A 24,841-nucleotide genomic window follows, 5' to 3' on the forward strand; every position below is an offset into this window, starting at 1 on the left:
TGAGTTTGTCGGCCACCTTTCTCTCTCGCATACCAACCAGATAATCCGGATACCCAAGATTTTCAGGGAGACGTCGAATTCCGTGGTTTCTTCCTGCAGGGCGATGTACGAGAAGCGCTTGAGCAGGGGCACCAGGTCCTCGATGTCGGCGGCCAGGTAGCGGTTGTCGGCGAAGCGGCGGGTGGCCAGTTCCACGAAGCGGAAGGCCACCTGGTGGGCGCCGGGGAGGTCGTCGGCCTGAAAGTATCGCTCCAGTTCGGGCAGCATTTGCGCCAGGTCCTCGATCTGGCCGGGTTGCCAGTCGCGGGCGGCGCGGGCGGCCATGTGGGAGAGCAGCAGGAAGAGAAAGTCGTACAGGTCGCGGACCTCGCTTTCCGTGACCTCGCAGACCCGCGCGCCGCGCCGGGGTTGCAGTTCGATCAGGTGTCGCTTTTCCAGCAGCCTGAAAGCCTCTCGCAGTGAGTTAGTGCTCACATCCAGACTTTTCGCCAGTTCCGCTTCGGGCAGTTTGGTGCCCGGGGCCAGTTCCCCGCGCACGATCCGTTCGCCCAGGTGATCGGCGATCTGTTCACTGAGACTGACGGCTTTCAACGACATCGTTTCCTCCTGAGGGTGGCGGCCATTATCCGCCCGGGGCGGTCCTGTGTCACTAATTGAGTTGTTTGACAATTCAAGAAAGGGTGCTAATGTTGCCATCGAGGACTGACAACGTCACGGGAGACCATCATGTTCGCCAACATGCATTCCGATACCATGCTGAAAATAAAAAAATGGGGGTATCTGGCCTTTTGGGCTCTGGTGCTGCCGCTGTTGCCGATGAGTGCCTTTATCGGGCGCGAGGCCGGGACCCAGGATTACTGGGCCTGGTTCATCTACTTCGTGGTGTTCGGCATCATTCCGGTGCTGGACTATCTGATCGGCAAGGACCCGTCCAACCCGGATGAGGAGGTGCAGGTGCCGTCGCTCAGCCAGGAGCGGCTTTACACCTATTCCCTGTTCCTCATGGGTTTCCTGTGGTTGGCGGTGTTGTTCTTCGCCGGCTGGGTGTTCGTGAACAACGACTATTCCTGGTTCGGCCAGTTGGGCTGGATCATTTCCATCGGCACCGTGGGCGGCATCATCGCCATCAACCTGGGCCACGAGTTCGTGCACAAGGACCCCAAGCTGGAGAACTGGATGGGCGGGCTGCTGCTGTCGTCGGTGACCTACGCGGGCTTCAAGGTGGAGCATGTGCGCGGCCACCATGTGCACGTGTCCACGCCGGAGGACGCGTCGTCCTCCCAGTACAACCAGGGGCTCTATGAATTCCTGCCCCATGCGTTCAAGCACAACTTCCTGAACGCCTGGAAGCTGGAGAAGCAGTACCTGGAGCGCAAGGGTAAGAAGAACCTGAGCGTCCACAACGAGCTGATCTGGTGGTATGCCATTTCCGCGCTGTTCGCGGTGGCCTTTGGGCTGGCGTTCGGTTGGATGGGCGTGCTGTTCTTCGTGGCGCAGAGCTTCGTGGCCGCCTTCACCCTGGAAGTGATCAACTACATCGAGCACTACGGCCTGCATCGCCGGGTCAAGGACAACGGCCGCTACGAGCGGGTGACGCCGGCGCACAGCTGGAATTCCAACTACCTGCTCACCAACCTGGCCCTGTTCCAGCTGCAGCGGCACAGCGACCATCACGCCTACGCCAAGCGCCGCTATCAGGTGCTGCGTCATTACGACGAGAGCCCGCAGCTGCCGGGCGGGTACGCGGCCATGTACGTGCTGGCGTTGGTGCCGCCGCTGTGGAAGAAGGTGATGAACCCGCGGGTGGAAGCCTATTACGAGGGCGAGATGGATCAGCTGTTCCGCGATGGACGCCGGGTCAACAACATCGCCTGAGGGGCGTGGCGACGGCGCGGCCCATGGGGCGCGCGCCGGATCGCGGCGGGACCGCCGCTCCTACGGTTTGGTGGGGGGCGGGGCGTCCGCCGCCACGTCCTCGATGCGGTCCACCTTGCGCAGCGCCGGGAAGGCGCTCATCCACAGGCCCACCACCGCCAGGGTGCCCACCCCGCCGATCACCGCCGCCGGCACCGTGCCGAACCAGGACGCGGTGACCCCGGATTCGAACTCGCCCAGCTCGTTAGAGGCGCCGATGAACAGCATGTTCACGGCGTTGACGCGGCCGCGCATGGCGTCCGGGGTGGCCAGCTGCAGCAGGGTCAGGCGCACGTACACGCTGATCATGTCGGCGGCGCCGGCCACGAACAGGGCCGCGAACGACAGCCAGAATTCCCGCGACAGGGCGAACACGATATTGGCCACGCCGAACACCGCCACCGCCGCGAACATCACCAGGCCGGCCCGGCGCTGGATGGCGCGCATGCCCAGATAAAGCCCCATCACGAAGGCGCCGGCGGCGATGGCGCTGCGCAGGGCGCCCAGCCCTTCCGGCCCCACGTTCAGCACTTCCTCGGCGTACACCGGCAGCAAGGCGGTGATGCCACCGAACAACACCGCGAACAGGTCCAGGGAGATAATGCCCAGAATCACCGGCTTGTGGCGGATGTAGAGAATGCCGGCGGTAAAGCGCCGCCAGGCGCTGGCTTCCGCCGGTGCCGGATCCCCCCGGTAACGCAGGCGCACCGCGAACAGCATCAGCACACCCAGCACGAACAGGCTCAGGGTGACGCAGTAGGCCACCACCGGGCCCAGCGGGTAGAGCAGACCGCCGGCCACCGGGCCGCCGATCACCGCGATCTTCATGATCGAGGAGTTCAGGGCGATGGCCTTGCCCAGCAGGCCGCGCGGCACGATCTGCGGCAGCAGGCTTTGCAGGGTGGGGCCGGTGAAGGCGCGGGCGGCGCCGAACAGCACCAGCACCGCATAGAACAGCCGGACGTCGGTGTCGGCGCGCCAGGACAGTACCATCAGCAGGGCGCTGCACAGCGCCTGCACGCCCCAGCTGAAATGCAGCAGCAGGCGCCGGTCGAGGCGGTCCACCAGGTCGCCGGCGGGCAGCAACAGGACCACCATGGGCAGAAACTGGGCCAGCCCCACATAGCCCAACGACAGCGGGTCGCGGGTCAGGGCGTAGACCTGCCAGGCGACGATGATGGCCTGGATCTGCATGGCCGCCGAGGCGAACAGCCGGGCGACCAGAAAGGGAACGAAACCGGGTTGGCGGTAGACGGCCGTGGCCGGATCGGAAACCGTCATGCGGGACCTGTGGCGGGCGGAGGGCCGCTCAATCAATCACCTTCCGGTGATTGGGTCAAGTTCCCGACCTACTGTTTCCAGGCCTACTGCTTCCAAAACAGCGGCGTGAACAGCACCAGGAAGGTAAAGATCTCCAGCCGGCCCAGCAGCATCAGCAGAGTCATCATCCACTTGGCTTCCGGGGTGATGTTGGCGAAGCCGGCGCCCACCTGGCCGATGCCCACGCCCAGGTTGTTGATGGAGGCGGCCACGGCGCTGACGGCGGTGGTCAGGTCCATGCCGGTGACGGTGAACAGCAGGGTAAAGATCACCGAGATGGTGATGTACACGCCGACGAAGCCCCACACCGCCTGCAGCACCCGGTCGTTGACCACGTGCTTGCCGAAGCGCAGCGCGAACACGCCATTGGGATAGATCAGCCGGCGCAGCTCACGCAGGCTGTGGCGGGCCACCAGGGCGGCGCGCACCGCTTTCATGCCGCCGCCGGTGGAGCCGGCGCAACCGCCGATAAAGCTGATCAGCACCAGCAGATAGGGGATGTAGCCGGGCCAGGCGGCGGCATTGGTGCTGGTCAGCCCGGTGCCGGTGCCGAACGAGGCCACCTGGAAGGCGGCATGGCGGAACGCCTGGTCCGCCGGGTCGTGGACGTGGAACACCATCAGCCCGAACCCGACCAGCAGAATGTAGAGCAGCATCAGGCCCATGAAGAAGCGGAATTCCGGATCGCGCACGAAGGTCAGCAGCGAGCGGCTGCGCCAGGCGGCGAAGTGCAGCGCGAAGTTGACGCCGCCGATCAGGATGAACACCGTCGCCACCCAGTCGATGGCGGCGTTGTCCCAGTAGGCCATGGAGGCGTCGTGGGTGGAAAAGCCACCGGTGGAGACGGTGCTGAAGCTGTGGCAGATGGCGTCGAACAGGGTCATGCCGGCGGCCCAGTAGGCCAGCGCGCAGACCACGGTGATCGCCAGGTACACGTACCACAGGGCCTTGGCGGTCTCGGCGATGCGCGGGGTCAGCTTGGCCTCTTTCATGGGGCCGGGGATTTCCGCCTTGTAGAGCTGCATGCCACCGATGCCCAGCATGGGCAGAATCGCCACCGCCAGCACGATCACGCCCATGCCGCCGAGCCATTGCAGCTGCTGGCGGTAGAACAATACCGACGGTGGCAGGTTGTCGATGCCGGACAGAATGGTGGCGCCGGTGGTGGTCAGCCCCGATACGGACTCGAACACCGCGTCGGTGAAGCCCACCGGCACCGCGTCGGAGATCAGCAGCGGCAGCGCACCGATCAGGCCCAGCACCGACCAGAACAGGGTCACCACCAGAAAGCCGTCGCGGGTTTGCAGCTCGGCGCGGTGGCGGAAGAACGGCAGCCACAGGGTCAGGCCCAGCAGCAGGGAAATGCAGAACGAGGTCAGAAACGGCCCTTCGGTGCCGTCGCCGTAAAAAAACGCCACCGCCACCGGCGGCATCATGGTGAAGCTGAACACCACCAGCAGCAGACCGAGCACCTTGGAAATCAGCGCGAAATGCATCGGCCGGCCCTAGAAGAAGGTGAACCCGACCTGGAACAACTTCTCCACGTCGCGGGTCCGCCGTTTGTCGATCAGGAACAGAATCACGTGGTCGTCCGGCTCAATCACCAGATCGTCGTGGGCGATCAGCACCTTTTCGCCGCGCACGATGGCGCCGATGGTGGTGCCCTCCGGCAGGTCGATGTCCTCGATGGCGCGGCCCACCACCTTGGACGACTTGGCGTCGCCGTGGGCGATGGCCTCGATGGCCTCCGCCGCGCCGCGGCGCAGGGAGTAAACGTTGACCACGTCGCCCCGCCGCACATGGGTAAGCAGGCTGCCGATGGTGGACTGCTGCGGCGAGATGGCGATGTCGATGTCGTGGCCCTGCACCAGATCCACGTAGGCCGGGTTGGCGATCAGCGTCATCACCTTGCGCGCGCCCAACCGCTTGGCCAGCAGCGAGGCCATGATGTTGGCTTCGTCGTCGTTGGTCAGCGCGCAGAACACGTCGGTGTTTTCGATGTTGGCTTTGAGCAGCTCATCCCGGTCGGTGCCCAGGCCCTGCAGCACCACGGTGTGGTCCAGCTTCTCGCCAAGCCACTCGGCGCGCTGCGGCGAACGCTCGATCAGCTTCACGTTGTAGCGGTGTTGGATGCTCTTGGCCAGCCGGTAGCCGATGTTGCCGCCGCCGGCGATCAGCACCCGTTTGTAATTGTGCTCCAAGCGGCGCAGCTCGCTCATTACCGCGCGGATGTCGTTCTTGGCGGCGATGAAGAACACCTCGTCGTCCGCCTCGATCACCGTATTGCCTTCCGGAATGATCGGCCGGTTGCGGCGGAAGATCGCCGCCACCCGGGTGTCCACGTTGGGCATGTGCTTGCGCAGTTCGCGCAGCTCGTTGCCCACCAGCGGGCCACCGTAATAGGCGCGCACCGCCACCAACTGCACCCGGCCGCCGGCGAAGTTCACCACCTGCAACGCGCCCGGGTGTTCGATCAGCCGCTTGATGTAGTCGGTGACCACCTGCTCGGGGCTGATGATCACGTCGATGGGAATGGCGCTTTCGTTGAACAGCTTGTCGCCGCGGGCGGTGTAATTGGCGGAGCGGATACGGGCGATCTTGGTGGGGGTGCGGAACAGGGTGTAAGCGACCTGGCAGGCGACCATGTTCGCTTCGTCGGAATTGGTCACCGCGATCAGCATGTCGGCGTCTTCGGCGCCGGCATCCTTGAGCACCCAGGGGTAACAGCCCATCCCCTGCACGGTGCCGATGTCGAGGCGGTCGCCCAGCTCCCGCAACCGCTCGCCGTCGATATCGATGACGGTGATGTCGTTGCGTTCCCCCGCCAGGTTCTCCGCCAGGGTGCCGCCCACCTGGCCGGCACCGAGAATGATGATCTTCATGATCCGGGATTGATCGCCTTCTTGTTGGGGCCGCCCTGGTCCGGACTCGCTTTATCCAGACAGGCCAGGTAGAAGCCGTCCGGGCCACCGTCGCGGGGCAGCAATTGCCAGCCCGCCGTTACCGCCACCGCCGTGTCCGGCCGTGGCGTGCGGTCCCGGGCGTCGTCGGTGCGCGCCAGAAACGCGTCCACCTGCTGGTCGTTCTCCGCGCGCAGCACCGAGCAGGTGGCGTACACCAGCCGGCCCCCGGGCCGTAGCAGCGGCCATAGTGCATCCAGCATCCGCGCTTGTAAATCCACCAGCGGCGGGATGTCCGCCCGGCGCCGGTGCCACTTCACGTCCGGCTGGCGGCGCAGGATGCCGGTGGCGGAACAGGGCGCGTCCAGCAGGATGGCGTCGAACGGTTCGCCGTCCCACCAGCCGCTCGGGTCGGCGGCGTCGCCCACGCGCGGGTCGGCCTCCACGCCCAGCCGCGCCAGGGTGTCGCGCACGCGGGCCAGGCGCCCTTCCGCCAGATCAAGAGCGGTGACCCGGGCGTCCGGGAACGCTTCCAGAATCTGGCCGGTCTTGCCGCCGGGCGCGGCGCAGGCGTCCAGCACCCGGCCGCCGGCGGGCACGTTCAGATATTCCGCCGGCAGTTGCGCGGCTTCGTCCTGCACCGAGAAAGCGCCGGTCTCGAAGTCCGGCAACGCCGTCACCGGGCGCGGCGGGCTCAGGTACAGACTCCAGGGCGCCAGTTCGCCGGGGCGGGCGCCGTCGCCCAGCAATGCCACGGCCTGCTCGCGAGTCTGCCGCCGGCGGTCCACGCGCAGCGTGAAGGGGGGCGGCGCCAGGCTGGCCTGGACCAGCTCATCGGCCTGCGCCGGCCAGTCTTCCTGGAGCTGGCGCCACAGCCAGTCCGGCAGGGAGCCGGCCACCGCCGGCGGGTAGTCGGCGAAGACGGTGGCGGCGTCGGTGCGGTCGGCCTTGCGCAGCACCGCGTTGGCCAGGCCGCTGGCCCAGCCGGCCTTGAGGCGCCGGCACAGTTCCGGGTAGGCGTTGACCACCGCGTGGGCCGGCCGCTCGCTGAACCACAGCTCATAGATGCCGCACAGCAGCGCCAGCCGCACCGGCTGGGCCTTGGCCTTGAGGGGCTTGTCGAGCTGGTCGTTGAGCCACTGATTGAGCGGGCGCAGGTAGCGGCACACGCCGAAGCACAGGTCGCGGGTGAGGCCGCCGGCGCTGCCGTCGGGGACGCCCCGGCGCAGCACTTCGCGCAGGCTGGCGCCATCGCCCTGGCCGGGCAGTACGCGGTTGAGGGCGCGCACCGCCGCCAGGCGGGGATCCGGGCTTTCAGCCAAGGAAGGCTCCTGGTTGGAACAGATCGGGATGGCCGCGGCGGATTTCCGCCACGGTCAGGGATTTCTTGCCGGGCAACTGCAGCCGGGTCAGGCGCACGGCGCCGTCGCCGCAGGCCACCAGCAGACCGTCGTCGCCGACGGTGAGAATGCGCCCCGGCTCGGCCTCGTCGTCGCCGGCTTCGGGGGCTTCTTCCGCGCCCCAGATGCGCAGCGGCTGGCCGTTCAGCTCGACCCAGGCCACCGGCCAGGGGTTGAAGGCGCGCACCCGGTTGACGATGCCCCGCGCCGGCAGACCGAAGTCGATGCGGGCGCCGGGCTTGCTCAGCTTGTGTGCATAGGTGACGCCGTCCTCGGGCTGGGGCTCGGCCCGTGCCAGGTGGCCGGGCAGATCGTCCAGCACGGTGGCCAGCAGGCGCGCGCCCTGGGCGGCCAGGCGGTCGTGCAGCTCGCCGCCGGTCTCCCGATCGCCGATGGTCAGCGCCTCGCCGAGCAGCATGGGACCGGTGTCCAGGCCCGCGTCCATCTTCATGATGGTGTTGCCGGTCTCGGTGTCGCCGGCCACGATCGCCCACTGGATCGGCGCCGCGCCGCGCCAGCGCGGCAGCAGCGAACCGTGCACGTTGACGCAAGCGAGACGAGGCAGGTCGAGCACCGCGCGGGGAATGATCAGGCCGTAGGCCACCACGATCAGGGCATCCAGGTCCAGGTCGGCGATCTGGCGCTGAATCTCATCGCCTTTCAGGGATTCCGGCTGCAGCACCGGCAGGTCGTGGGCCAGCGCCAGCTGTTTCACCGGGCTTTGCACCACCTTCTTGCCGCGCCCGGCACCCCGGTCGGGCTGGGTGAGTACGGCGGCGATCTCATGGGGGCCGTCGATCAGCGCCTGCAGGCTGACGGCGGCGAAATCCGGGGTGCCGGCGAACGCGAGTCGGAGAGGGGAAGTGCTCATCCGGCGTTCTGGCGGTGGATTTTCTGGAGTTTCTTCTTGATCCGGTCGCGCTTCAGCCGCGACACGTAATCGACGAACAGCTTGCCGTCCAGATGGTCGATCTCGTGCTGGATGCAGGTGGCCAGGATGCCGTCGGTGACGATCTCGAAGGGCTCGCCGTTCCGGTCCAGGGCATTGATGCGCACCTTGGCCGGGCGCTGCACTTCCTCGTAGAAACCGGGCACCGACAGGCAGCCTTCCTCGTAGGGGGCCAGGTCCTCGGTAAGCGGGGTAATCTCCGGATTGATGAACACCAGGGGCTCGTCGCGGGCCTCGGACACGTCGATCACCAGCAGCCGCTGGTGCACGTTGACCTGGGTGGCCGCCAGGCCGATACCGGACGCGTCGTACATGGTCTCGATCATGTCGTCGATCAGTTTGCGAAGCGCGTCATCCACCTGCTCCACCGGTTTTGCTACGGTGCGAAGCCGTGGGTCGGGAAATTCCAGTATCTCCAGCTTTGCCATGGGGCTCCCGTGGGTCTCTTTTACGGACGAACAGCTACTTGCGAAGCTGCTTTAAATTCGGTTGCTAAATCTATGATCGCGTTGCTAATATCCGAGAACGACTGTGCTCGATCCGGGGGTGCGTCCGCCTTCTCGCGGACGCCGATAATGATAAAAGGAATCCGCTGATGATGAAATCGCTGCGGCGAATCCTGTGTCTGGGGGTCCTGTGTCTGGGAATGGGGTCCATCGCCTCCGCGGTGGTGGCCGATACCGTCCAGTTGCGCGACGGGCATCCGGATGTCTACTACGTCAAAAAGGGCGACACCCTGTGGGACATCAGTGCCCGCTTCCTGGAGAACCCCTGGCAGTGGCCGGAACTCTGGCACGACAACCCTCAGATCGACAACCCGCATCTGATCTATCCCGGCGATGAAATCCGCCTGTTGTGGACCGATGGCGAGCCGCGCCTGACGGTGCGCCGCGACGGCAACAGCCGCACCGAACTGGCCGACGGCACCGTCAAACTGACGCCCCGGGCCCGGGAGCTGGACCGCGACAGCGCCATCCCCGCGATTCCCATGAACGCCATTCAGAGCTACCTGAAGGAAGCCCTGGTGGTAACGCGGGCCGAGATCAAGGACGCCCCCTATGTGGTGGGCGGCCAGGACCGCCGGGTGGTGTACGGCATGGGCGACACCGTCTACGCCCGTGATCCGGACGATCAGTTCGAAAACGCCCCGCCGCGCTTCGGCATCTACCGGGTCGGCGAGGAGTACGTGGACCCGGAAACCGACGAGGTGCTGGGCTACGAGGCCCGCCAGATCGGCCTGGCCACCATCACCGCCCACGATGAGGACATGGTCACCATGAAGGTGGTGCGCTCGTCGGAGGACGTGCGCGTGGACGACCGCCTGTTCCCGCAGCCGGACCGGCTGGTGCGGGCGGTGCTGTACCCGCACGCGCCGGCGGAGAAAACCACCGGCCACATCATCCGCTTCTTCGACCGCATCAACAGTGTGGCCCGCAACGACGTGGTGGTGATCAACAAGGGCGAGCGCGACGGCATGGAGCCCGGTCACGTGCTGGACATCTTCCAGCAGGGCGAGCTGGTGCGCGACCGCCAGCGTGACGAAATGGTGCGCCTGCCCCGCTCCCGCTCCGGCACCCTGGTGCTGTTCCGGGTGTACGAAAAGGTCAGCTACGGCCTGATCATGGAATCGGTTCGGCCCATTTACATGAAAGACATCGTGGAAAGCCCGGAGGGCAGTTACTGACCTCCCGGCGCGCACAGGGAGGTGCGCGATGGACCCTCAACTCAAACGGCTGGCCCTGGCCGCCGCCTTTTCCCCCGCCTCCGGCCGGCTTGGCCGGGCGCTGCGGGAACGATCCCCGGACCGTCACCGGCCGCTCGATTATCTGAAACATCTGCCGCCGGCCGGCGACGCCCGTCTGTTGCGTGACCCCGAGACCCTGGCGCCGGTACTGCACGGCCTGGCCGCCCACGGCTGGCGCTGGCTGGCTTTGGGTGACGACGACTATCCGCCGCTGCTGGCGGACCTGGAGGACGCCCCCGGGGTGCTGGCGGTGCGCGGCGACCCGGCGGTGCTGTCGGCGCCGCAGCTGGCGCTGGTGGGCGCCCGTCACGCCAGCGCCGACGGCCTCGACAACGCGCACCGTTTCGCCCGCGCCTTCGCCGGGGCCGGCTTCACGGTGACCAGCGGCCTGGCCCTGGGCGTGGACGGGGCGGCCCATCAGGGTGCTCTGGCCGGCGGCGGGACCACCGTGGCGGTGCTGGGCTGCGGGCCGGACCGGATTTACCCGGCGCGCCATGCGGGCCTGGCGGAACGCATTGTCCAGGGCGGCGGTGCGCTGGTCACCGAGTTCGCTCCGGGTGCCGGGCCCCTGGGCCCGCATTTTCCCCTGCGCAACCGGGTGATCAGCGGCCTCAGCCTGGCCACGGTGGTGGTGGAAGCGGCCCTGCGCAGCGGCTCCCTGATCACCGCCCGCACCGCCGCCGAGCAGGGCCGCGAGGTGTTCGCGGTGCCGGGCTCGCTGCACAACCCGCTCAGCAAGGGCTGCCACCGGCTGCTGCGGGACGGCGCCAACTGGCTGGAAAGCGTGGACGACGTGCTGGCCGCGTTCGGTGATTTTCGTCGCACCGTGGAACACAGCCCGGCGCTCAATACCACGCGCCCCGGCGGCTTGCTCCGGCACTTCACCGGTGGCGTCAACGACCTGGATGCCCTGTGCCGGCGCAGCGGCCTGGCCATGGCCGAGCTGGCCGATCAGCTGGCGGAACTGGAGCTGGAAGGCCGCGTGCAGCGAGTGGCCGGCGGTTACACGGCGCGCACCGCGCCGTCCCGGGACTGACGTCGGCCACGGCAATCGGTATCCTTGCCCGGTCCCTGACTACCGATGCCCGCGACCCATGAATCAGCACCTGGACACGGCCCTCCGCATCCTCCGCGCCGGCGGGGTCATCGCCTACCCCACGGAAACCGTCTATGGCCTCGGCTGCGACCCGTTCGACGAAGCGGCGGTGCGCCGGTTGCTGGCGATCAAGCAGCGGCCGGTGGAAAAGGGCCTGATCCTGCTGGCCGCCGATCTGCGGCAGCTGGACGACCTGGTGGTGCTGGACGACGCCCAGCGCCGCCAGCTGGCCGACACCTGGCCGGCGCCGGTGACCTACCTGCTGCCGGCCACCGAGCGGGTGCCGGCCTGGATCCGTGGCGCCCACCATAAGGTGGCGGTGCGGGTGGGCCCGCATCCCGTGGCCCTGGCCCTGGCCCGGGGGCTGGGCACGCCGCTGGTGTCCACCAGTGCCAACCGCGCCGGCCGTCCGTCCGCGCGCAACCGCTTTCTGGCCACCCGCCATCTGGGCCGGGACGTGGACTTCGTGGTCACCGGCGACACCGACCCGCGCGGTCGGCCCTCCGCCATCATCGATCTGCAAAGCGGCCGCGTGCTGCGCTAGTGCCTGAAGGAGCGAGCAAGATGCAAGACGTGTCCCCGGACGCCGTGAAAGCCTGGTTGCTGGAACTGCAGGACCGGATCGTCGCCGAGCTGGAAGCCGAGGACGGCGGCGGCCGTTTTATCGAGGACGCCTGGGACCGGGCCGAGGGCGGCGGGGGCCGCAGCCGGGTGCTGGCGGACGGCGACGTGTTCGAAAAAGCCGGGGTGAACTTTTCCCATGTGTTCGGCGCCCGCCTGCCGCCGTCCGCCTCGGCCCACCGGCCGGAACTGGCCGGCCGTTCGTTCCAGGCCATGGGCGTGTCCCTGGTGATCCACCCGCACAATCCCTATGTGCCCACCAGCCATGCCAACGTGCGCTTCTTTATCGCCGAGAAGGAGGGCGAGCCGCCGGTGTGGTGGTTCGGCGGAGGCTTCGACCTGACGCCCTTTTACGGTTTCGAGGAGGACGCGGTGGCCTGGCACCGCACCGCCCGGGACGCCTGCGCGCCCTTCGGCGAGGGGCTCTATCCCGAGTTCAAAGCCTGGTGCGACGACTACTTCTTCATCAAGCACCGGGACGAACCGCGCGGCGTGGGCGGCCTGTTCTTCGACGACTTCAATCGCCTCGGTTTCGAGGACAGCTTCGCGCTGACGCGCGGTATCGGCGAGGCCTTCATCCACGCCTACCGGCCGATCGTGGCGCGCCGCAAGGCCCTGCCCTTCGGCCAGCGCGAGCGGGACTTCCAGCTCTACCGGCGCGGCCGCTACGTGGAATTCAATCTGGTCTACGACCGGGGCACGCTGTTCGGTCTGCAGTCTGGCGGGCGCACCGAATCCATTCTCATGTCCCTGCCGCCCCTGGTGCGCTGGGATTATGACTGGCGGCCGGACCCGGGCAGCCCGGAAGCCGAGCTGTACGAGAAGTTTCTGATCCATCGGGAGTGGCTATGACTGATCGCTACGCGGTGTTCGGCAATCCGGTCAGCCATTCCCGGTCGCCGGACATCCACCATGCCTTCGCCGCCCAGCGCGGCGAGGACCTGACCTACCAACGCATCGAGGCGCCGGTGGACGGCTTTGCCGGCGCGGTGGCGGCGTTTTTCGACGCCGGCGGGCGCGGCGCCAATGTGACCGTGCCCTTCAAGGAAGAGGCCCACGCCCTGTGCGGCGAACTCACCGAGCGGGCCCGCCAGGCCGGCGCGGTGAACACCCTGTGGCGCCGCGACGGGGTGCTGCACGGTGACAACACCGACGGCGCCGGCCTGGTGGCGGATCTGCGGCGCAATCAGGGCTGGGCCTTGCAAGGCAAGCGCCTGCTGGTACTGGGCGCCGGCGGCGCGGTACGCGGCGTGCTCGGCCCGCTGCTGGCGCAGGCGCCGGCGGAGCTGGTGATCGCCAACCGCACGGTGGCCCGGGCGGACACCCTGGTGGAGCGGTTCACCGGCCTCGGCGTGCCGATGTTCGCCAGTGCTCTGGATACCCTGACCGGGCCGTTCGACGTGATCATCAATGCCATCTCCGCCGGCCTGCACGGCGAGATGCCGTCGCTGCCGGACGGGCTGATCGGTGACGCCACCGTGGCCTACGACATGGTCTACGGCGCCGAGCCCACGCCGTTCCTGCGCTGGGCGGAACAGGCCGGGGCCGCGGCGGTGTGCGACGGTTTGGGCATGCTGGTGGAGCAGGCGGCGGAGGCCTACGCGGTATGGCGCGGCCACCGGCCGGACACCGCCCCGGTGCTGGCCGATCTGCGCCGCCAGCAGGGCTGAGCCCGCCCCGGGCGCCGCGCGGTTTTACAACTTTTGTCGTCGCGCCGCTGGTGGCGGCGGCAAGGACGCGGTGAAATATTCGCCGGCGGTCGCCGGGGCGGCCGCTTTTTTCGCCTGACTGATTTTGTTTTTCGCGCCGTTCGAGCGGTGTGCTTGCCCGTTTGCGTTTCGTGGAGATTCACCAATGCGTGCACTGTTGGGTACGATGATGTTGGCCGGCCTGCTGGGTCCGACCTTCGGCCAGGCCGATACGCTCGGCTTCTCGTGGGACAACGACCTGTTTCTCGGCCAGGACAAGAACTACACCAACGGGGTGCGGTTCAGCTGGGTGGGCGACGGGCAGGACGATTGCGAGCACAACGGCGGCGCCACCTGCGCGGTGGCCCGTACCCTGGATCCGCTACCCGGCATTTCCGCCGCCGACGAACGCCATGCGCTGACCGTCAGCCTCGAGCAGATCATGATCACCCCCTCGGACATCGAGCGGACCACGCCGGACTACAACGACCTGCCCTATGTGGGTTACGCCAATCTGGAAGTGGGTCTGTTCAGCTGGGACCAGCGCAATCTGTACGGCTACGGTCTGCGCGTGGGTGTGGTCGGGCCGGATTCCGGCGCCGAGAACAGCCAGAAGTTCGTGCACCGGGTGGTCGGCTCCAACGAGCCCGAGGGCTGGGACAACCAGCTGGGACCGGACACCATCGGCGGCGCCTGGTTCATACAGGCCCACCGGCTGTTCCGGCACACCGGCGACCACGGCTATGAAACCGAGCTGGGCACCGCCTGGGGCATCGACGCCAACAACTTTGACGGCCATGCCCAGGCCGGCGGCTTCGTGCGCTTCGGGCGCAACCTGCCGGGCAATTTCATTCCCGACTACGCCGGCATCGGCACCGCCGGCTCCCTGGTGGGCCTGTTCGACCGCCGCGGCTTCGGTTGGGAGCTTTTCCTGGGTCTGGCCGGTCAGTACACCGGTTACTCCTACATCGAGGAGCACGCCGGGCCCTACGACATCGAAGCCCGCGACTTCACCGGCACCGCCATTGGTGGCTTCGGCCTGCGCAACGACGGCTTCAGCTTCACCATGACGCTGCAGACCTCCACCTCGCCGCTGCGCGACAGCAACGACCCGCTCAGCTTCGGCAACCTGTCGTTTATGTGGGCGATCTAGCTTCCGCCCGGTAATCGTCCTTGAGTTTGACGTAGTTGCCGGCCACGTAGGGCAGAAAACGCAACTCCTGCTCGGTGAGCTCGCGCACCGGGCGGGCCGGGCGACCCCGATACAGCCAGCCGGATTCCAGCCGTTTGCCCGGGCTCACCAGGCTGCCGGCGGCCAGCATCACGTCGCTTTCCACCACCGCGCCGTCCATGATCATGGTCTGCATGCCGATCATCACCCGGTCGCCCACGGTGCAGCCGTGCAGCATCGCCTGGTGGCCGATGGTCACGTCCTCGCCGATGTCCAGCGGGAAACCGCCAGGATTGAACTCGGAGGCGTGTGTGATGTGCAGCACCGCGTTATCCTGCACGCTGGTGCGCGCGCCCACGCGGATGCGGTGCATGTCGCCGCGCACCACCGCGCCCGGCCACAGGGATACGTCGTCGGCCAGTTCCACCTCACCGATCACGGTGGCGGCCGGGTCCACCCAGACCCGTTCACCCAGGGTCGGCGCCTTGTCTTTGAAGGGGCGAATCCCCATTTCACTACTCCTGAACGTTTCCGTTACCGCCCGTTTATACCGAGAGGTCCCATGAGCCACAATCCGCTGATCGATTATCCGGATCTGCCGCCGTTTTCCGACATCCGCCCCGAGCACGTGCAGCCGGCGGTGGACGCGCTGGTGGCCGCCGGTCGCGAACGCATCCGCGAGGTGCTGGCCAAGGGCGACTTCAGCTACCGCGCCCTGGAGCAGACCCTGGCCGAGGAAGACGACCGCCTCGGCAAGGCGTTCGGTCCGGTGGGCCACCTCAACGCGGTGGCCCAGAACGAGGCCCTGCGCGAGGCCTACAACGCCTGCCTGCCGCTGCTCAGTGAATACGGCACCGAGGTGGGCCAGAACGAAGCGCTGTTCGCCGCCTATCAGGCGCTGCGCGACAGCGACGAATTCCAGCAGCTCAGCCCGGCCCGGCGCAAGGACATCGACAATACCCTGCGTGATTTCCGCCTCTCCGGCGTGGCGCTGTCCGGCGAGCAGAAAAAGCAGTACATGGAGAACGCCAAGCGGCTCTCCGAGCTGACCACCCGCTTCGAGAACAACCTGCTCGACGCCACCCAGGCCTGGAGCAAGCTGGTCACCGACGAAGCCGAACTGGACGGCCTGCCGGAAACCGCCCTGGCCGGCACCGCCGACCGGGCCCGGGCCGAGGGCCATGAACAGGGCTGGCTGCTGACCCTGGACGTACCGGTGTTTATCGCCGTGATGAGCCATGCGCGCAACCGCGCCCTGCGCGAGGAAATGTACCGCGCCTTCACCACCCGGGCCTCCGACCAGGGGCCCCAGGCCGGCGAATACGACAACGCCGGGGTCATGGACGAGATTCTCAAACTGCGCCATGCCCAGGCCAGCCTGCTCGGGTTCGCCAATTACGCCGAGGAATCCCTGGCCACCAAGATGGCCCGGGACGTGGACGAGGTGATGACCTTCCTGCACGACCTGGCGCGCCGCGCCAAACCCCAGGCGGAACAGGAGCTGGCGGACCTGAAGGCGTTTGCCGCCGAACAGGGCGCCGATGAGTTGCAACCCTGGGATCTGGGCTTCTGGAGCGAACGGCTGCGCGAAGCCCGCTACGACCTGTCCGAGGAGGCCCTGCGCCCCTGGTTCCCGGCGGAGACCGTCATCGACGGCATGTTCCAGGTGGTGGGCAAGCTGTTCGGCATCCGCTTCCGGCCCCGGGAGGACGTGGACACCTGGCACCCGGACGTGCGCTTCTACGAGCTGGTGGACGACGACGGCACCGTGCGCGCCGCCTTCTACCTGGATATGTACGCGCGCACCGGCAAGCGGGGCGGCGCCTGGATGGACGATGCCCGCATCCGCCGCCGTCGTCTGGACGGCTCCCTGCAAACGCCGGTGGCCTACCTGACCTGCAACTTCGCGCCGCCGGCCGGCGGCAAGCCGGGGCTGCTGACCCACGACGAGGTGGTCACGCTGTTCCACGAGTTCGGCCACGGTCTGCACCATATGCTCACCGAACAGGACGTGCCCGGGATTTCCGGCATCAACGGCGTGGCCTGGGACGCGGTGGAGCTGCCCAGCCAGTTTCTGGAAAACTGGTGCTGGACCGAGGAAGGGCTGGCGCTGATCTCCGGCCACTATGAAACCGGCGAGCCGCTGCCCAAGGCGATGCTGGAAAAGATGCTCGCCGCCAAGAATTTTCAGAGCGCCATGGGCATGATGCGGCAGCTGGAATTTTCCCTGTTCGACATGCGTCTGCACGCCGAATACCAAGATGGCATGAGCATCCAGAAGGTGCTCGACGAAGTGCGCGAGGAGGTATCGGTGGTGCGGCCGCCGGCCTTCAACCGCTTCCAGAACGGCTTCGCGCACATCTTCGCCGGCGGCTACGCGGCGGGCTATTACAGCTACAAATGGGCGGAGGTACTGTCCTGCGACGCCTATTCCCGCTTCGAGGAAGAGGGCCCGTTCAACGCCGACACCGGTCGGGATTTCCGCGAGAAAATCCTGGCCCAGGGCGGCAGCCAGGAGCCCATGGAACTGTTCGTGGCGTTCCGTGGCCGCGAGCCGAGCGTGGAGCCGCTGCTGCGGCACAGCGGTATCGGAGCCTGATATGGCGGTAAAGCGTCAATTCATCGCCGGCGCCGCCTGCCCGTCCTGCGGCGCCCTTGATCGGGTCCAGCGCTGCCTGGACGGCGAACGCATCTGGATGGAGTGCGTTGCCTGCGGCATGGTCCGCGATCTGGACCAGCAGCCCGCCGCCGTCGGCGCCAATGAACAACCGGTCGCTCTGCGAGGGCCCAAATCACGCTGACACGATGGGAGAAGGGAGGAAGGATGGCACATCGTCGAGCCGATGACCCCTTGACGCTGCATATGGGGCACGAGGAGTTGGTGATCCGGCGGCGTTACGAGACGCTGAGCATCATCAACGACTTTCTGATCGCCATCTGGTTTCTGGTGGGCAGCATTCTGTTTCTGTATCCCAGCCTGGCGGAGCCGGCGGCCTGGCTGTTCATCATCGGCAGTTTCCAGTTCCTGATCCGGCCCACCCTTCGATTGCTCAGCCATATTCACCTGCAGCGCGTGCCGGAAAGCGACTGGGAACGTTAGCGCCGTTCCCGGTCGCCGGTGGCGTCCGCTTCAGGGCATCCAACTGGTCGCGGACAGGCTGTAAAGAAGCAGGGCGGCGCTGATCAGCGCCAGCACCATCAGCACGATGGCGATGATGCCCAGTACCATGCCGGCGGTGGTTTGCGGGCGGCCCCGCGGGTCCATGGCGCCGGCGTCCATGGCCGCCAGATCGCGAATCCCCAGCACCATGGCGATCACCCCCAGGGGCGCGAAAATCGCCACCGACAGTATCCCCATGACCAGAATCGGCGCGCCCCGGTGAGGGCGGGCATCGGGCGCCACCTCCACGACCGGGGCGGCCCGTCCGGCGAATGCCGCCGTCAGCAACAGCGCGGAAGCGCTCAGCCCCAGTATGAAGTGCACCGCTGAAGCGATCAGGCTGTAGGTCTCCCAGGTGATCACGCCGTCGCTGGCCAGACGCACCAGGAACATGTTGGCCAGCATCATGAAGGCCCCCTGGAGCAGCATCAGGGCGCTGGCGATGATCACCATGATCGCCGGTTTGCGGTAGCGGGACAGAAACGCGCAGCCCAGAACGATGCCGATCAGAGCGGGTACGATCAGCGGAAAGACAGCCAGAAAATTACCAAACACTGCGGACATACCGGTCAAGCTCCTTGAAGGTTTATGCGCAGGACCATACCGGGGCGCGCCGCCGCTGTCAGGCGAGAGCGCGATGAACCAAAAAAAAGCCCCGCCGGGCGGCGGGGCAGGTACTGAAGATTCAGCGCGGGCTTATTTCTCGACGAAAGCGCGCTCGATCACGTATTCGTGGGCGTGGCCGCCGCGGGACTCACGGAAGCCCCAACCGTCCAGAATGTCGGTGAGATCCTTGAGCATGGCCGGGCTGCCGCACAGCATGAAGCGGTCTTCGTCCAGATTCGGGGTCGGCAGGTTCAGATCCTCGAAGATCTTGCCGGAGGTCATCAGGTCGGTCAGGCGGCCCTTGTTGCGGTACGGCTCCCGGGTCACGGTGGGGTAGTACAGCAGCTGGTTGCGCACGTACTCGCCGAAGAATTCATTGTTCGGCAGTTCGTTCTCGATGATTTCCCGGTAGGCCAGCTCGGAGGTGTAGCGCACCCCGTGGGTGAGAATCACCTGGTCGAACTGGTCGTAGATTTCCGGGTCCTTGATGATGCTCATGAACGGCGCCAGGCCGGTGCCGGTGGACAGCAGCCACAGGCGCTTGCCGGGGCGCAGATGATCCGCCACCAGGGTGCCGGTGGGCTTGCGGCTCACGTAAATCTTGTCGCCGGGCTGAATTTTCTGCAGCTGGGAGGTGAGCGGGCCGTCCGGCACCTTGATGCTGAAGAACTCCAGCTCTTCCTCGTAATTGGCGCTGGCGATGGAATAGGCGCGCAGCAGCGGCCGGCCACCCTCCTGCTCCAGGCCGATCATGGTGAAATGACCGTTCTTGAAGCGGAAACCCGGGTCCCGACTGGTGGTGAAGCTGAACAGCGTGTCGTTCCAATGGTGCACGCTGGTGACGGTTTCGGTATTCAAATTTGACATAAGCTAATGCGCTTTTATTCCCAAATCTTCAGTTGGTGAGAATGTAACCACTTTTCCGATATCGGTAAAATGGGTAATTCCGATATTTGATATCGACGTTGCCGATATATAAACGCTAATAGTTCGCATTTGTGCGCCGCGGGCGCATATATACACGGGATCGCCGCCATGCGCTACACCCTGAGGCAGTTGGAAGTCTTTCTGGCCACCGCCCATTTCGAAAACGTGAGCCGCGCCGCCGCCCATCTCAGCATGTCCCAGTCCGCCGCCTCCGGGGCGCTCAAGGAGCTGGAATCCCAGTTCGAGGTGAAGCTGTTCGAACGCGCCGGCAAGCGGCTGCGCCTCAACGAACTGGGCCGTCAGCTCTGGCCCCGGGCCGAGGCGTTGCTGGCCCAGGCCCGGGACCTGGAGGCCGGCCTGCTGGCCCACCAGGAACTGGGTCAGCTCAAGGTGGGGGCGACCCTCACCATCGGCAACTACCTGGCGGTCAGCATCATGGCCCGCTATATGGCCGAGCAGCCCGGTGCCCGCGTGCAGCTGGAAGTGGCCAACACCCGCAACATTGTTGACCGGGTGTTGGGCTTCGACCTTGATCTGGGTCTGATCGAGGGTGAAATCAATCACCGGGACCTGGATCTGCTGCCCTGGCGGGACGACGAGCTGGTGGTGTTCTGCGCGCCGGACCATCCGCTGGCCGGACGCGAGCGCCTCGACGATGACGACCTCAAGGCCGCCACCTGGATCGTGCGCGAGCCCGGCTCCGGCACCCGCCAGACCTTCGAGCGCGGCATGCACGGCATTCTGCCGGATCTGCACCTGCTGCTGGAGCTGGAACACACCGAGGCGATCAAGCGCGCGGTGGAAACCGGGCTCGGCATCAGTTGCCTGTCACGGGTGTCCCTGCGCGAGGCGTTCCGGCGTGGTTCCCTGGTGCCGCTGCCGGTGCCAGGGCGGGACTTCAGCCGCGCGTTCTATTTCGTGCTGCACCGGGAGAAGTACCGCAGCCCGGGGGTGGAGCGCTGGCTGGAGCTGTGCCGGGCGTCCACCGCGCCAGGCTGAGGAGAATCAATACGGCCGATAGGACGGCCGGATCACGCCGTCCAGAGCGCTCCAGGGCACCGTCAGCTGCGGCTGGCCCATGGCATAGGGCGCGATGCTGTAAACGTCATAATGCAGCACCACCCCGTCCCGGGTGAGCCGGTAGGAATCGGTCTGCTGGAACGGCCAGTCTTCCCGGAAGCCATCGTCGGACGGCGCCTCTTTCTCCACCCAGCGGGCGTGGGCCTGCTCGGCGGCGTTCCAGAACGCCTCCTCCTGGCCGGATGCGATCAGCCGGCCCAGGGGCACGGCGTGGTTCTCCGCCAGATCCCAGTTCAGCCATTGAGTGATCGGCATGCCGTGGGCGCCGCCGGTGAATTCGTAGCTGTTGATGGCCACGGTAACCAGGTCGTGCCAGCGGCCGATCTGCTTGGTGTCGCCGGACAGTTCCCAACCGTGGCTGCCTTCGGCGGCGACGCCGGCGGCGGTGGCCAGGAACTGGTCGGCGGCGGCCTCCAGGCTGTCCGGGGTGGTCGGGTTCTCGCCGGTCACCACCAGCTGGCCGGTCAGTTGCCGGCGTACGGCGGCGTTCAATGCCGGTTGCCCGTCGTAAACCTGCAGATGCACTTCGAACACCGGGCAATCGTCCCCGTCACAGCCTTGCGGACGCCGTTCCAGGGTTTCCATTTGGTGGGTCAGCTTGGCCGGCACCGGTCGGGCCGACTGTTCGCCGCTGTCGCCGGTGTCATCGGATTTGGCGGGCTGCCCGCCGTCCGTGGCCGGGCCGGCTTCCTCCTTGGGCGGCGTATCGGTGCTGTTGTCGCAGGCGGCCAGGGACAAGGCCAGGGCCAGGGCGGAGGCGATCAGAAGGGGCGATTGCCCGGAGCGGCGCATCATGGCGGGTTCCCGTCGGTTCCATCGAAAAAAGCGGCGCGGGCGAGCCGCGCCATGGTTCGGGAGCATGCCTTGATTGCCCGCCATCGGGCAAGTTCGGCCGCCCTCAGTCCATTTTTTCGAAGTAGCCGAGAATGCGCAGCGCCGCGACCTTGCCGCCACGGATATCCAGATCGCTGCCGGCCAACGCCATGGCCGGATTGCGCTGGCCGGCGGCGATCTGCTTCCAGACCGGCTCGCGGGTGACCAGCACCGCCGCGGTGTCGTCGTCCAGGCCCTCGTGCACCACCGCCACGCCGTGGCGGATCGCCAGGGTGAAGGCACGGCCGGAATCGCTGAACTCGAAGCCCAGCTTCTCCTCCGCGTCCAGGGTCTCCTCGGCCTTCAGGAAGGCGGGCATGGCGTGCAGGAAGTTGTCGATGGGCAGCGTCGCCAGAAAGCCGTCCGGCGGGGGGGCGCGGAAACCGGGCTTGAGGCCGTCGGCGGCCTCCCGGGCCACGGTGAAATAATAGTTGCGGGCGTTGGGGTTGGCCTCGCCCTCGGCCAGCCGGCGCAGGGCGGCGGCGCGCAGGTCGGCCACCTGATCGTCGTCCGGGCGCAGCACCGCGAGATCGTCACTCAGGCTCAGGGCCCACTGGGCGTCGCCCTGCTCCAGCGCCTCGCGGGCCTTGTCCAGCAGGGCGGCATCGCCGCCGGCCAGGTCCGCCATATGACGGGCCCGCTCACCTTCGGGCAGGGGTTGCAGGGTGCTCGGGTTGCCGTCGAACCAGCCCAGGTAACCGTCGAACACGGAACGGATCGACCAGCTGACCTTGCCATAGAACGGTTGCAGCCAGGGGTGCTCGGCCAGATGCGGCGGCAGGTGCACCCGCTCGACGATCTGGTCCGGCGTGTAGCCTTTGTTCATGTAGCGCAGGGTCTGGTCGTGCACGTACTGGATGGCGTCCCGGTAGGCGGTCAGCGTGTCTTCGATGGTGTCGGCGCCGGTGAGCGGCCGGGTATGGCTGGGCACCAGGTATTCGGCGCCCAGGGCGCGAATCCTGTCGAGGCTGGCCACCCATTGGCCGGTGTCCCGGTAAGGGGTGCCGCGAATGGTGTACAGGTTCGGGAACGCCTGATAGATGTTGTCGCCGGACAGCACCACTTTCTTGTCCGGCAGCCACACGAACAGCTGGTCGTTGGTCTCCCCCGGGGCGTGCACCAGTTGCAGGCGCAGGCCGGCGATGGTCACTTCCAGCCGCTCATCCACGGTATGGTCCGGCGGCAGCGCGAACAGCTCGCTGTCCTCGGCGACCCCCAGGAACGGACCGATGCCGTCGTTGATCAGCTCCCCTTCCGGCAGATGGTGGCCGAACATGCGCATGGAGCGGGCGGTGATGATCGGGCGGATCTGGTTGACCACCCGGTTGATGTAGTAGCCGGTGCTTTCGTGGGCGTACACCGGCACCTCGCCGGGGGCGGCGAAGGCACGGGCCCCGAACACATGGTCGGCGTGGTTGTGGGTGTAGATCAGCGCCTTGATCGGCTTGTCGGTGATCTCGCGGAATTCCGCCAGCACCCGGCGCCCTTCCGCCACCGTTTCCATGGTGTCGACGATGATGATGCCGTCGTCCCCTTCCAGCATAATGGAGTTCGCCAGGCCGTAGCCGATCGCCACATACACGCCGTCGGTGACTTCCACCACGCCTTGCTTGAACACCTGGGTGTGCGCTTTCAGGGCGTCCGGAGCGGGGGCTTCGGGGGCGGCGATGGTGGTCTCGTCGTCGCCGCAGGCGGCCAGCGCCAGCGTCATTAAAAGAAACAGGTATCGCATGGAATCTTGTCCTTATTGGAATGCCTGGCAGCAGGCTAGCCCCGTGCCCGGGCCACACCAAGGTGGCAAACGGCCAGCGGGTGGTGGCCGGTGACCACCGCCACCACCGTGGCCGCCTGGCCGCTGGCGCTGGTAGGCACCCTGGAGCGTGGCGGCGTGTCGGCGGCGGCGCTGCTGGAGGCCGCCGGCCTGGAGCCGGCCCTGCTCGGCACCGAACCCGGCGGTCGGGTGCCGGTGGACGCCATGAGCCGGCTGTGGACGGCGGCGGAGCGGCTCAGTGGCGACCCGGCCATCGGCCTGCGCGTGGGCCAGGTGGCGCAGCCCATGCACCTGCGGCTGCTGGGCCTGCTGGTGCAGACCGCCCCGAGCCTGGACCGGGTGCTGGATCTGGTGGTGCGATTCCAGGCGCTGATTTCCACCAGCGTCACGGTGTCCCGGCTGCACCGGCCCGGCGCCGAGGGCCTGGCGATCCAGGCCCTGCCCGGCGAGCCGGTGCACGCCTGCGCCCTGGACGCCTTTGTCGCCGTGCACGTGAAGCATCTGCAGCGGGTGGCGCGCCCTGGCGTGGTCCGCGATATCGAACTCAGCCGCCCGCGGCCCCCGGCGGCCACCCTGTGGCGGGAGCGCCTGGGCGTGGAAGTGCGTTTCGGCGCCGAGCGCAATGTGATCTGGCACGATGCCGGTGGCCTGCGTGATCCGCTGCCTCTGGGCGACGCGGCGCTGTGCCGCCAGCACGAGCAACTGGCGGAGCAGGCCCTGGCGGAACTGGACCGGGCGCCGCCGCTGATCCGCACCCTGCGCGGGCTGCTGCGGCTGCGCGCGGACAACCCGCCCTCCCTGGCCGAACTGGCCGCCTCCGTGAATCTCAGCGAGCGCTCACTGCGCCGTCATCTGGCGGACGCCGGCAGCGGCTATCGCAAGCTGATCGAGGAGCAACGGGCGGAGCAGGCCGCCGCCTTGCTGCGCCGCGACGGCCTGCCGGTGGGCGAAGTGGCGCGGCGGCTCGGCTTCTCCGATGCCAGCAATTTCGGCAAGGCCTTCAAACGCTGGTATGGCGTGAGTCCCGACCGTTTCCGACAAGATCGTTGAACTAACCCCTTGTTTTTCAGTGTTTTGCACCCATATAGGACGGGTCAATCAATAATAGAGGAGTGTTAGTGCCTAATTCTCGGAGTGAACCGATGCGACGACCGTCCCTTCTTCTTGCCGCGGCCCTGATGATGGCCACCACCGCCAGCAGCTGGGCGCAGGACGCCACCGAAGGCGTGCCCAATGTGAAGCAGCCCGAGCAGGAAAACGTTCAGACCCAGATGCGCGATACCTGGGAAGCCATCAAGCAGTTTTCCGCCGAACAGAAGGATCAGGCGTTGGCCGCCCTGAGCCAGGCGATGACCGCGTTGGATGAAGACATCGACCAGGCCCGCGCCAATATCGACGAAAACTGGCAGGACATGTCCCAGGAAGCCCGCCTGCAGAAGCAGGAAGCGCTCGCCGACATGAAGGACAAGCGCCAGGACCTGGGCGAGCAATACCAGGAACTGAAAGCCGCTTCAGCGGATAATTGGGAAGTGGCCAAGGCCCGTTTTGGCGGTGCCTGGGAAGAGACCAAGGACGCCTGGGCGGAACTGACCGCGCCCCAGCCGAAAGCCGCCGACTGACC

The 24,841-nt window shown here is 66.9% G+C and carries 25 protein-coding genes; 13 read left to right on the forward strand and 12 right to left on the reverse strand.

Annotated elements, in window-relative coordinates:
• Positions 1-597: GntR family transcriptional regulator (locus IM760_RS15920; RefSeq protein WP_204431240.1), on the reverse strand; the 597-nt coding region annotated here is incomplete at its 3' end.
• A gap of 129 nt (positions 598-726) precedes the next feature.
• Here IM760_RS15920 and IM760_RS15925 point away from each other — a divergent pair.
• Positions 727-1,875, forward strand: coding sequence for an alkane 1-monooxygenase (locus IM760_RS15925; RefSeq protein WP_204431241.1), 1,149 nt, complete (start codon positions 727-729; stop codon positions 1,873-1,875).
• A gap of 60 nt (positions 1,876-1,935) precedes the next feature.
• On the opposite strand, the gene IM760_RS15930 is transcribed toward IM760_RS15925, so the two are convergent.
• From IM760_RS15930 to def, 6 genes are all read right to left on the reverse strand, one after another.
• Positions 1,936-3,195, reverse strand: coding sequence for an MFS transporter (locus IM760_RS15930; RefSeq protein WP_204431242.1), 1,260 nt, complete (start codon positions 3,193-3,195; stop codon positions 1,936-1,938).
• Positions 3,196-3,278: 83 nt separating this feature from the next.
• Positions 3,279-4,730 (reverse strand): TrkH family potassium uptake protein, encoded by a 1,452-nt coding sequence (locus IM760_RS15935; RefSeq protein WP_204431243.1) that lies wholly within the window; start codon positions 4,728-4,730, stop codon positions 3,279-3,281.
• A gap of 9 nt (positions 4,731-4,739) precedes the next feature.
• Positions 4,740-6,116 (reverse strand): Trk system potassium transporter TrkA, encoded by a 1,377-nt coding sequence (gene trkA, locus IM760_RS15940; RefSeq protein ID WP_204431244.1) that lies wholly within the window; start codon positions 6,114-6,116, stop codon positions 4,740-4,742.
• Positions 6,113-7,456 (reverse strand): 16S rRNA (cytosine(967)-C(5))-methyltransferase RsmB, encoded by a 1,344-nt coding sequence (gene rsmB / locus IM760_RS15945; RefSeq protein ID WP_204431245.1) that lies wholly within the window; start codon positions 7,454-7,456, stop codon positions 6,113-6,115. The genes trkA and rsmB overlap by 4 nt, the downstream gene beginning before the upstream one ends.
• The gene (fmt, locus tag IM760_RS15950; protein WP_204431246.1) at positions 7,449-8,405 is read right to left on the reverse strand and encodes a methionyl-tRNA formyltransferase; all 957 of its coding nucleotides are present in this window, start codon (positions 8,403-8,405) and stop codon (positions 7,449-7,451) included. Before fmt ends, rsmB begins: the two co-directional genes overlap by 8 nt.
• On the reverse strand, positions 8,402-8,911 hold the full coding sequence (gene def / locus IM760_RS15955; RefSeq protein ID WP_204431247.1) for a peptide deformylase: 510 nt from the start codon (positions 8,909-8,911) through the stop codon (positions 8,402-8,404). The genes fmt and def overlap by 4 nt, the downstream gene beginning before the upstream one ends.
• Positions 8,912-9,078: 167 nt before the next feature.
• Here def and IM760_RS15960 point away from each other — a divergent pair, with 167 nt between their 5' ends.
• From IM760_RS15960 to IM760_RS15985, 6 genes are all read left to right on the forward strand, one after another.
• Entirely contained in the window at positions 9,079-10,167 is a 1,089-nt protein-coding gene (locus IM760_RS15960) for a LysM peptidoglycan-binding domain-containing protein (protein ID WP_204431248.1), read from the forward strand.
• A gap of 28 nt (positions 10,168-10,195) precedes the next feature.
• The gene (gene dprA, locus IM760_RS15965) at positions 10,196-11,263 is read left to right on the forward strand and encodes a DNA-processing protein DprA (RefSeq protein ID WP_204431249.1); all 1,068 of its coding nucleotides are present in this window, start codon (positions 10,196-10,198) and stop codon (positions 11,261-11,263) included.
• 58 nt (positions 11,264-11,321) lie between these two features.
• Positions 11,322-11,867, forward strand: a complete 546-nt coding sequence (gene tsaC / locus IM760_RS15970) for an L-threonylcarbamoyladenylate synthase type 1 TsaC (protein WP_204431250.1) — start codon at positions 11,322-11,324, stop codon at positions 11,865-11,867.
• 20 nt (positions 11,868-11,887) lie between these two features.
• Positions 11,888-12,796, forward strand: coding sequence for an oxygen-dependent coproporphyrinogen oxidase (hemF, locus tag IM760_RS15975; protein ID WP_204431251.1), 909 nt, complete (start codon positions 11,888-11,890; stop codon positions 12,794-12,796).
• The gene (aroE, locus tag IM760_RS15980) at positions 12,793-13,614 is read left to right on the forward strand and encodes a shikimate dehydrogenase (RefSeq protein ID WP_204431252.1); all 822 of its coding nucleotides are present in this window, start codon (positions 12,793-12,795) and stop codon (positions 13,612-13,614) included. The genes hemF and aroE overlap by 4 nt, the downstream gene beginning before the upstream one ends.
• A gap of 184 nt (positions 13,615-13,798) precedes the next feature.
• Positions 13,799-14,785, forward strand: coding sequence for a lipid A deacylase LpxR family protein (locus IM760_RS15985; protein ID WP_204431253.1), 987 nt, complete (start codon positions 13,799-13,801; stop codon positions 14,783-14,785).
• Here the strand turns inward: IM760_RS15985 and IM760_RS15990 are convergent.
• Entirely contained in the window at positions 14,769-15,314 is a 546-nt protein-coding gene (locus tag IM760_RS15990) for a gamma carbonic anhydrase family protein (RefSeq protein ID WP_204431254.1), read from the reverse strand. The genes IM760_RS15985 and IM760_RS15990 overlap by 17 nt on opposite strands.
• 51 nt (positions 15,315-15,365) lie before the next feature.
• Here IM760_RS15990 and prlC point away from each other — a divergent pair, with 51 nt between their 5' ends.
• Genes prlC through IM760_RS16005 form a run of 3 tightly spaced genes read left to right on the forward strand, consistent with a single transcriptional unit; the run spans position 15,366 to position 17,903 of the window.
• A complete protein-coding gene (prlC, locus tag IM760_RS15995; RefSeq protein WP_204431255.1) occupies positions 15,366-17,402 on the forward strand; it encodes an oligopeptidase A in 2,037 nt (678 codons plus the stop codon).
• A gap of 1 nt (position 17,403) precedes the next feature.
• A complete protein-coding gene (locus IM760_RS16000) occupies positions 17,404-17,604 on the forward strand; it encodes a YheV family putative metal-binding protein (protein WP_204431256.1) in 201 nt (66 codons plus the stop codon).
• A 23-nt stretch (positions 17,605-17,627) separates the two neighbouring features.
• Positions 17,628-17,903: a YrhK family protein gene (locus IM760_RS16005; protein WP_204431257.1), complete on the forward strand. Its 276-nt coding sequence runs from the start codon at positions 17,628-17,630 to the stop codon at positions 17,901-17,903.
• A 30-nt stretch (positions 17,904-17,933) separates the two neighbouring features.
• On the opposite strand, the gene IM760_RS16010 is transcribed toward IM760_RS16005, so the two are convergent.
• Together IM760_RS16010 and IM760_RS16015 are read right to left on the reverse strand one after the other, a co-directional pair.
• The gene (locus IM760_RS16010; RefSeq protein WP_204431258.1) at positions 17,934-18,527 is read right to left on the reverse strand and encodes a hypothetical protein; all 594 of its coding nucleotides are present in this window, start codon (positions 18,525-18,527) and stop codon (positions 17,934-17,936) included.
• A gap of 132 nt (positions 18,528-18,659) precedes the next feature.
• The gene (locus IM760_RS16015; RefSeq protein WP_204431259.1) at positions 18,660-19,436 is read right to left on the reverse strand and encodes a ferredoxin--NADP reductase; all 777 of its coding nucleotides are present in this window, start codon (positions 19,434-19,436) and stop codon (positions 18,660-18,662) included.
• Between the two features lie 168 nt (positions 19,437-19,604).
• On the opposite strand from IM760_RS16015, the gene IM760_RS16020 reads away from it, so the two are divergent.
• A complete protein-coding gene (locus IM760_RS16020; RefSeq protein ID WP_204431260.1) occupies positions 19,605-20,495 on the forward strand; it encodes a LysR family transcriptional regulator in 891 nt (296 codons plus the stop codon).
• Positions 20,496-20,501: 6 nt separating this feature from the next.
• Here IM760_RS16020 and IM760_RS16025 read toward each other — a convergent pair whose 3' ends face one another.
• Together IM760_RS16025 and IM760_RS16030 are read right to left on the reverse strand one after the other, a co-directional pair.
• Positions 20,502-21,371 carry a DUF3298 and DUF4163 domain-containing protein gene (locus tag IM760_RS16025; protein WP_204431261.1) on the reverse strand — a complete coding sequence of 290 codons (870 nt, stop codon included), beginning with the start codon at positions 21,369-21,371 and terminating at the stop codon, positions 20,502-20,504.
• A 103-nt stretch (positions 21,372-21,474) separates the two neighbouring features.
• Positions 21,475-23,181, reverse strand: a complete 1,707-nt coding sequence (locus tag IM760_RS16030) for an alkyl sulfatase dimerization domain-containing protein (RefSeq protein ID WP_204431262.1) — start codon at positions 23,179-23,181, stop codon at positions 21,475-21,477.
• 90 nt (positions 23,182-23,271) lie between these two features.
• Here IM760_RS16030 and IM760_RS16035 point away from each other — a divergent pair, with 90 nt between their 5' ends.
• Together IM760_RS16035 and IM760_RS16040 are read left to right on the forward strand one after the other, a co-directional pair.
• Complete coding sequence (locus IM760_RS16035; protein WP_204431263.1) at positions 23,272-24,270, forward strand: AraC family transcriptional regulator ligand-binding domain-containing protein; 999 nt, start codon at positions 23,272-23,274, stop codon at positions 24,268-24,270.
• A gap of 92 nt (positions 24,271-24,362) precedes the next feature.
• Positions 24,363-24,839 (forward strand): hypothetical protein, encoded by a 477-nt coding sequence (locus tag IM760_RS16040; RefSeq protein ID WP_204431264.1) that lies wholly within the window; start codon positions 24,363-24,365, stop codon positions 24,837-24,839.
• The last annotated feature ends 2 nt before the right edge of the window (positions 24,840-24,841 follow it).

Source organism: Alloalcanivorax marinus (genome assembly GCF_016906305.1).
GTDB classification, from domain to species: Bacteria; Pseudomonadota; Gammaproteobacteria; order Pseudomonadales; family Alcanivoracaceae; genus Alloalcanivorax; species Alloalcanivorax marinus.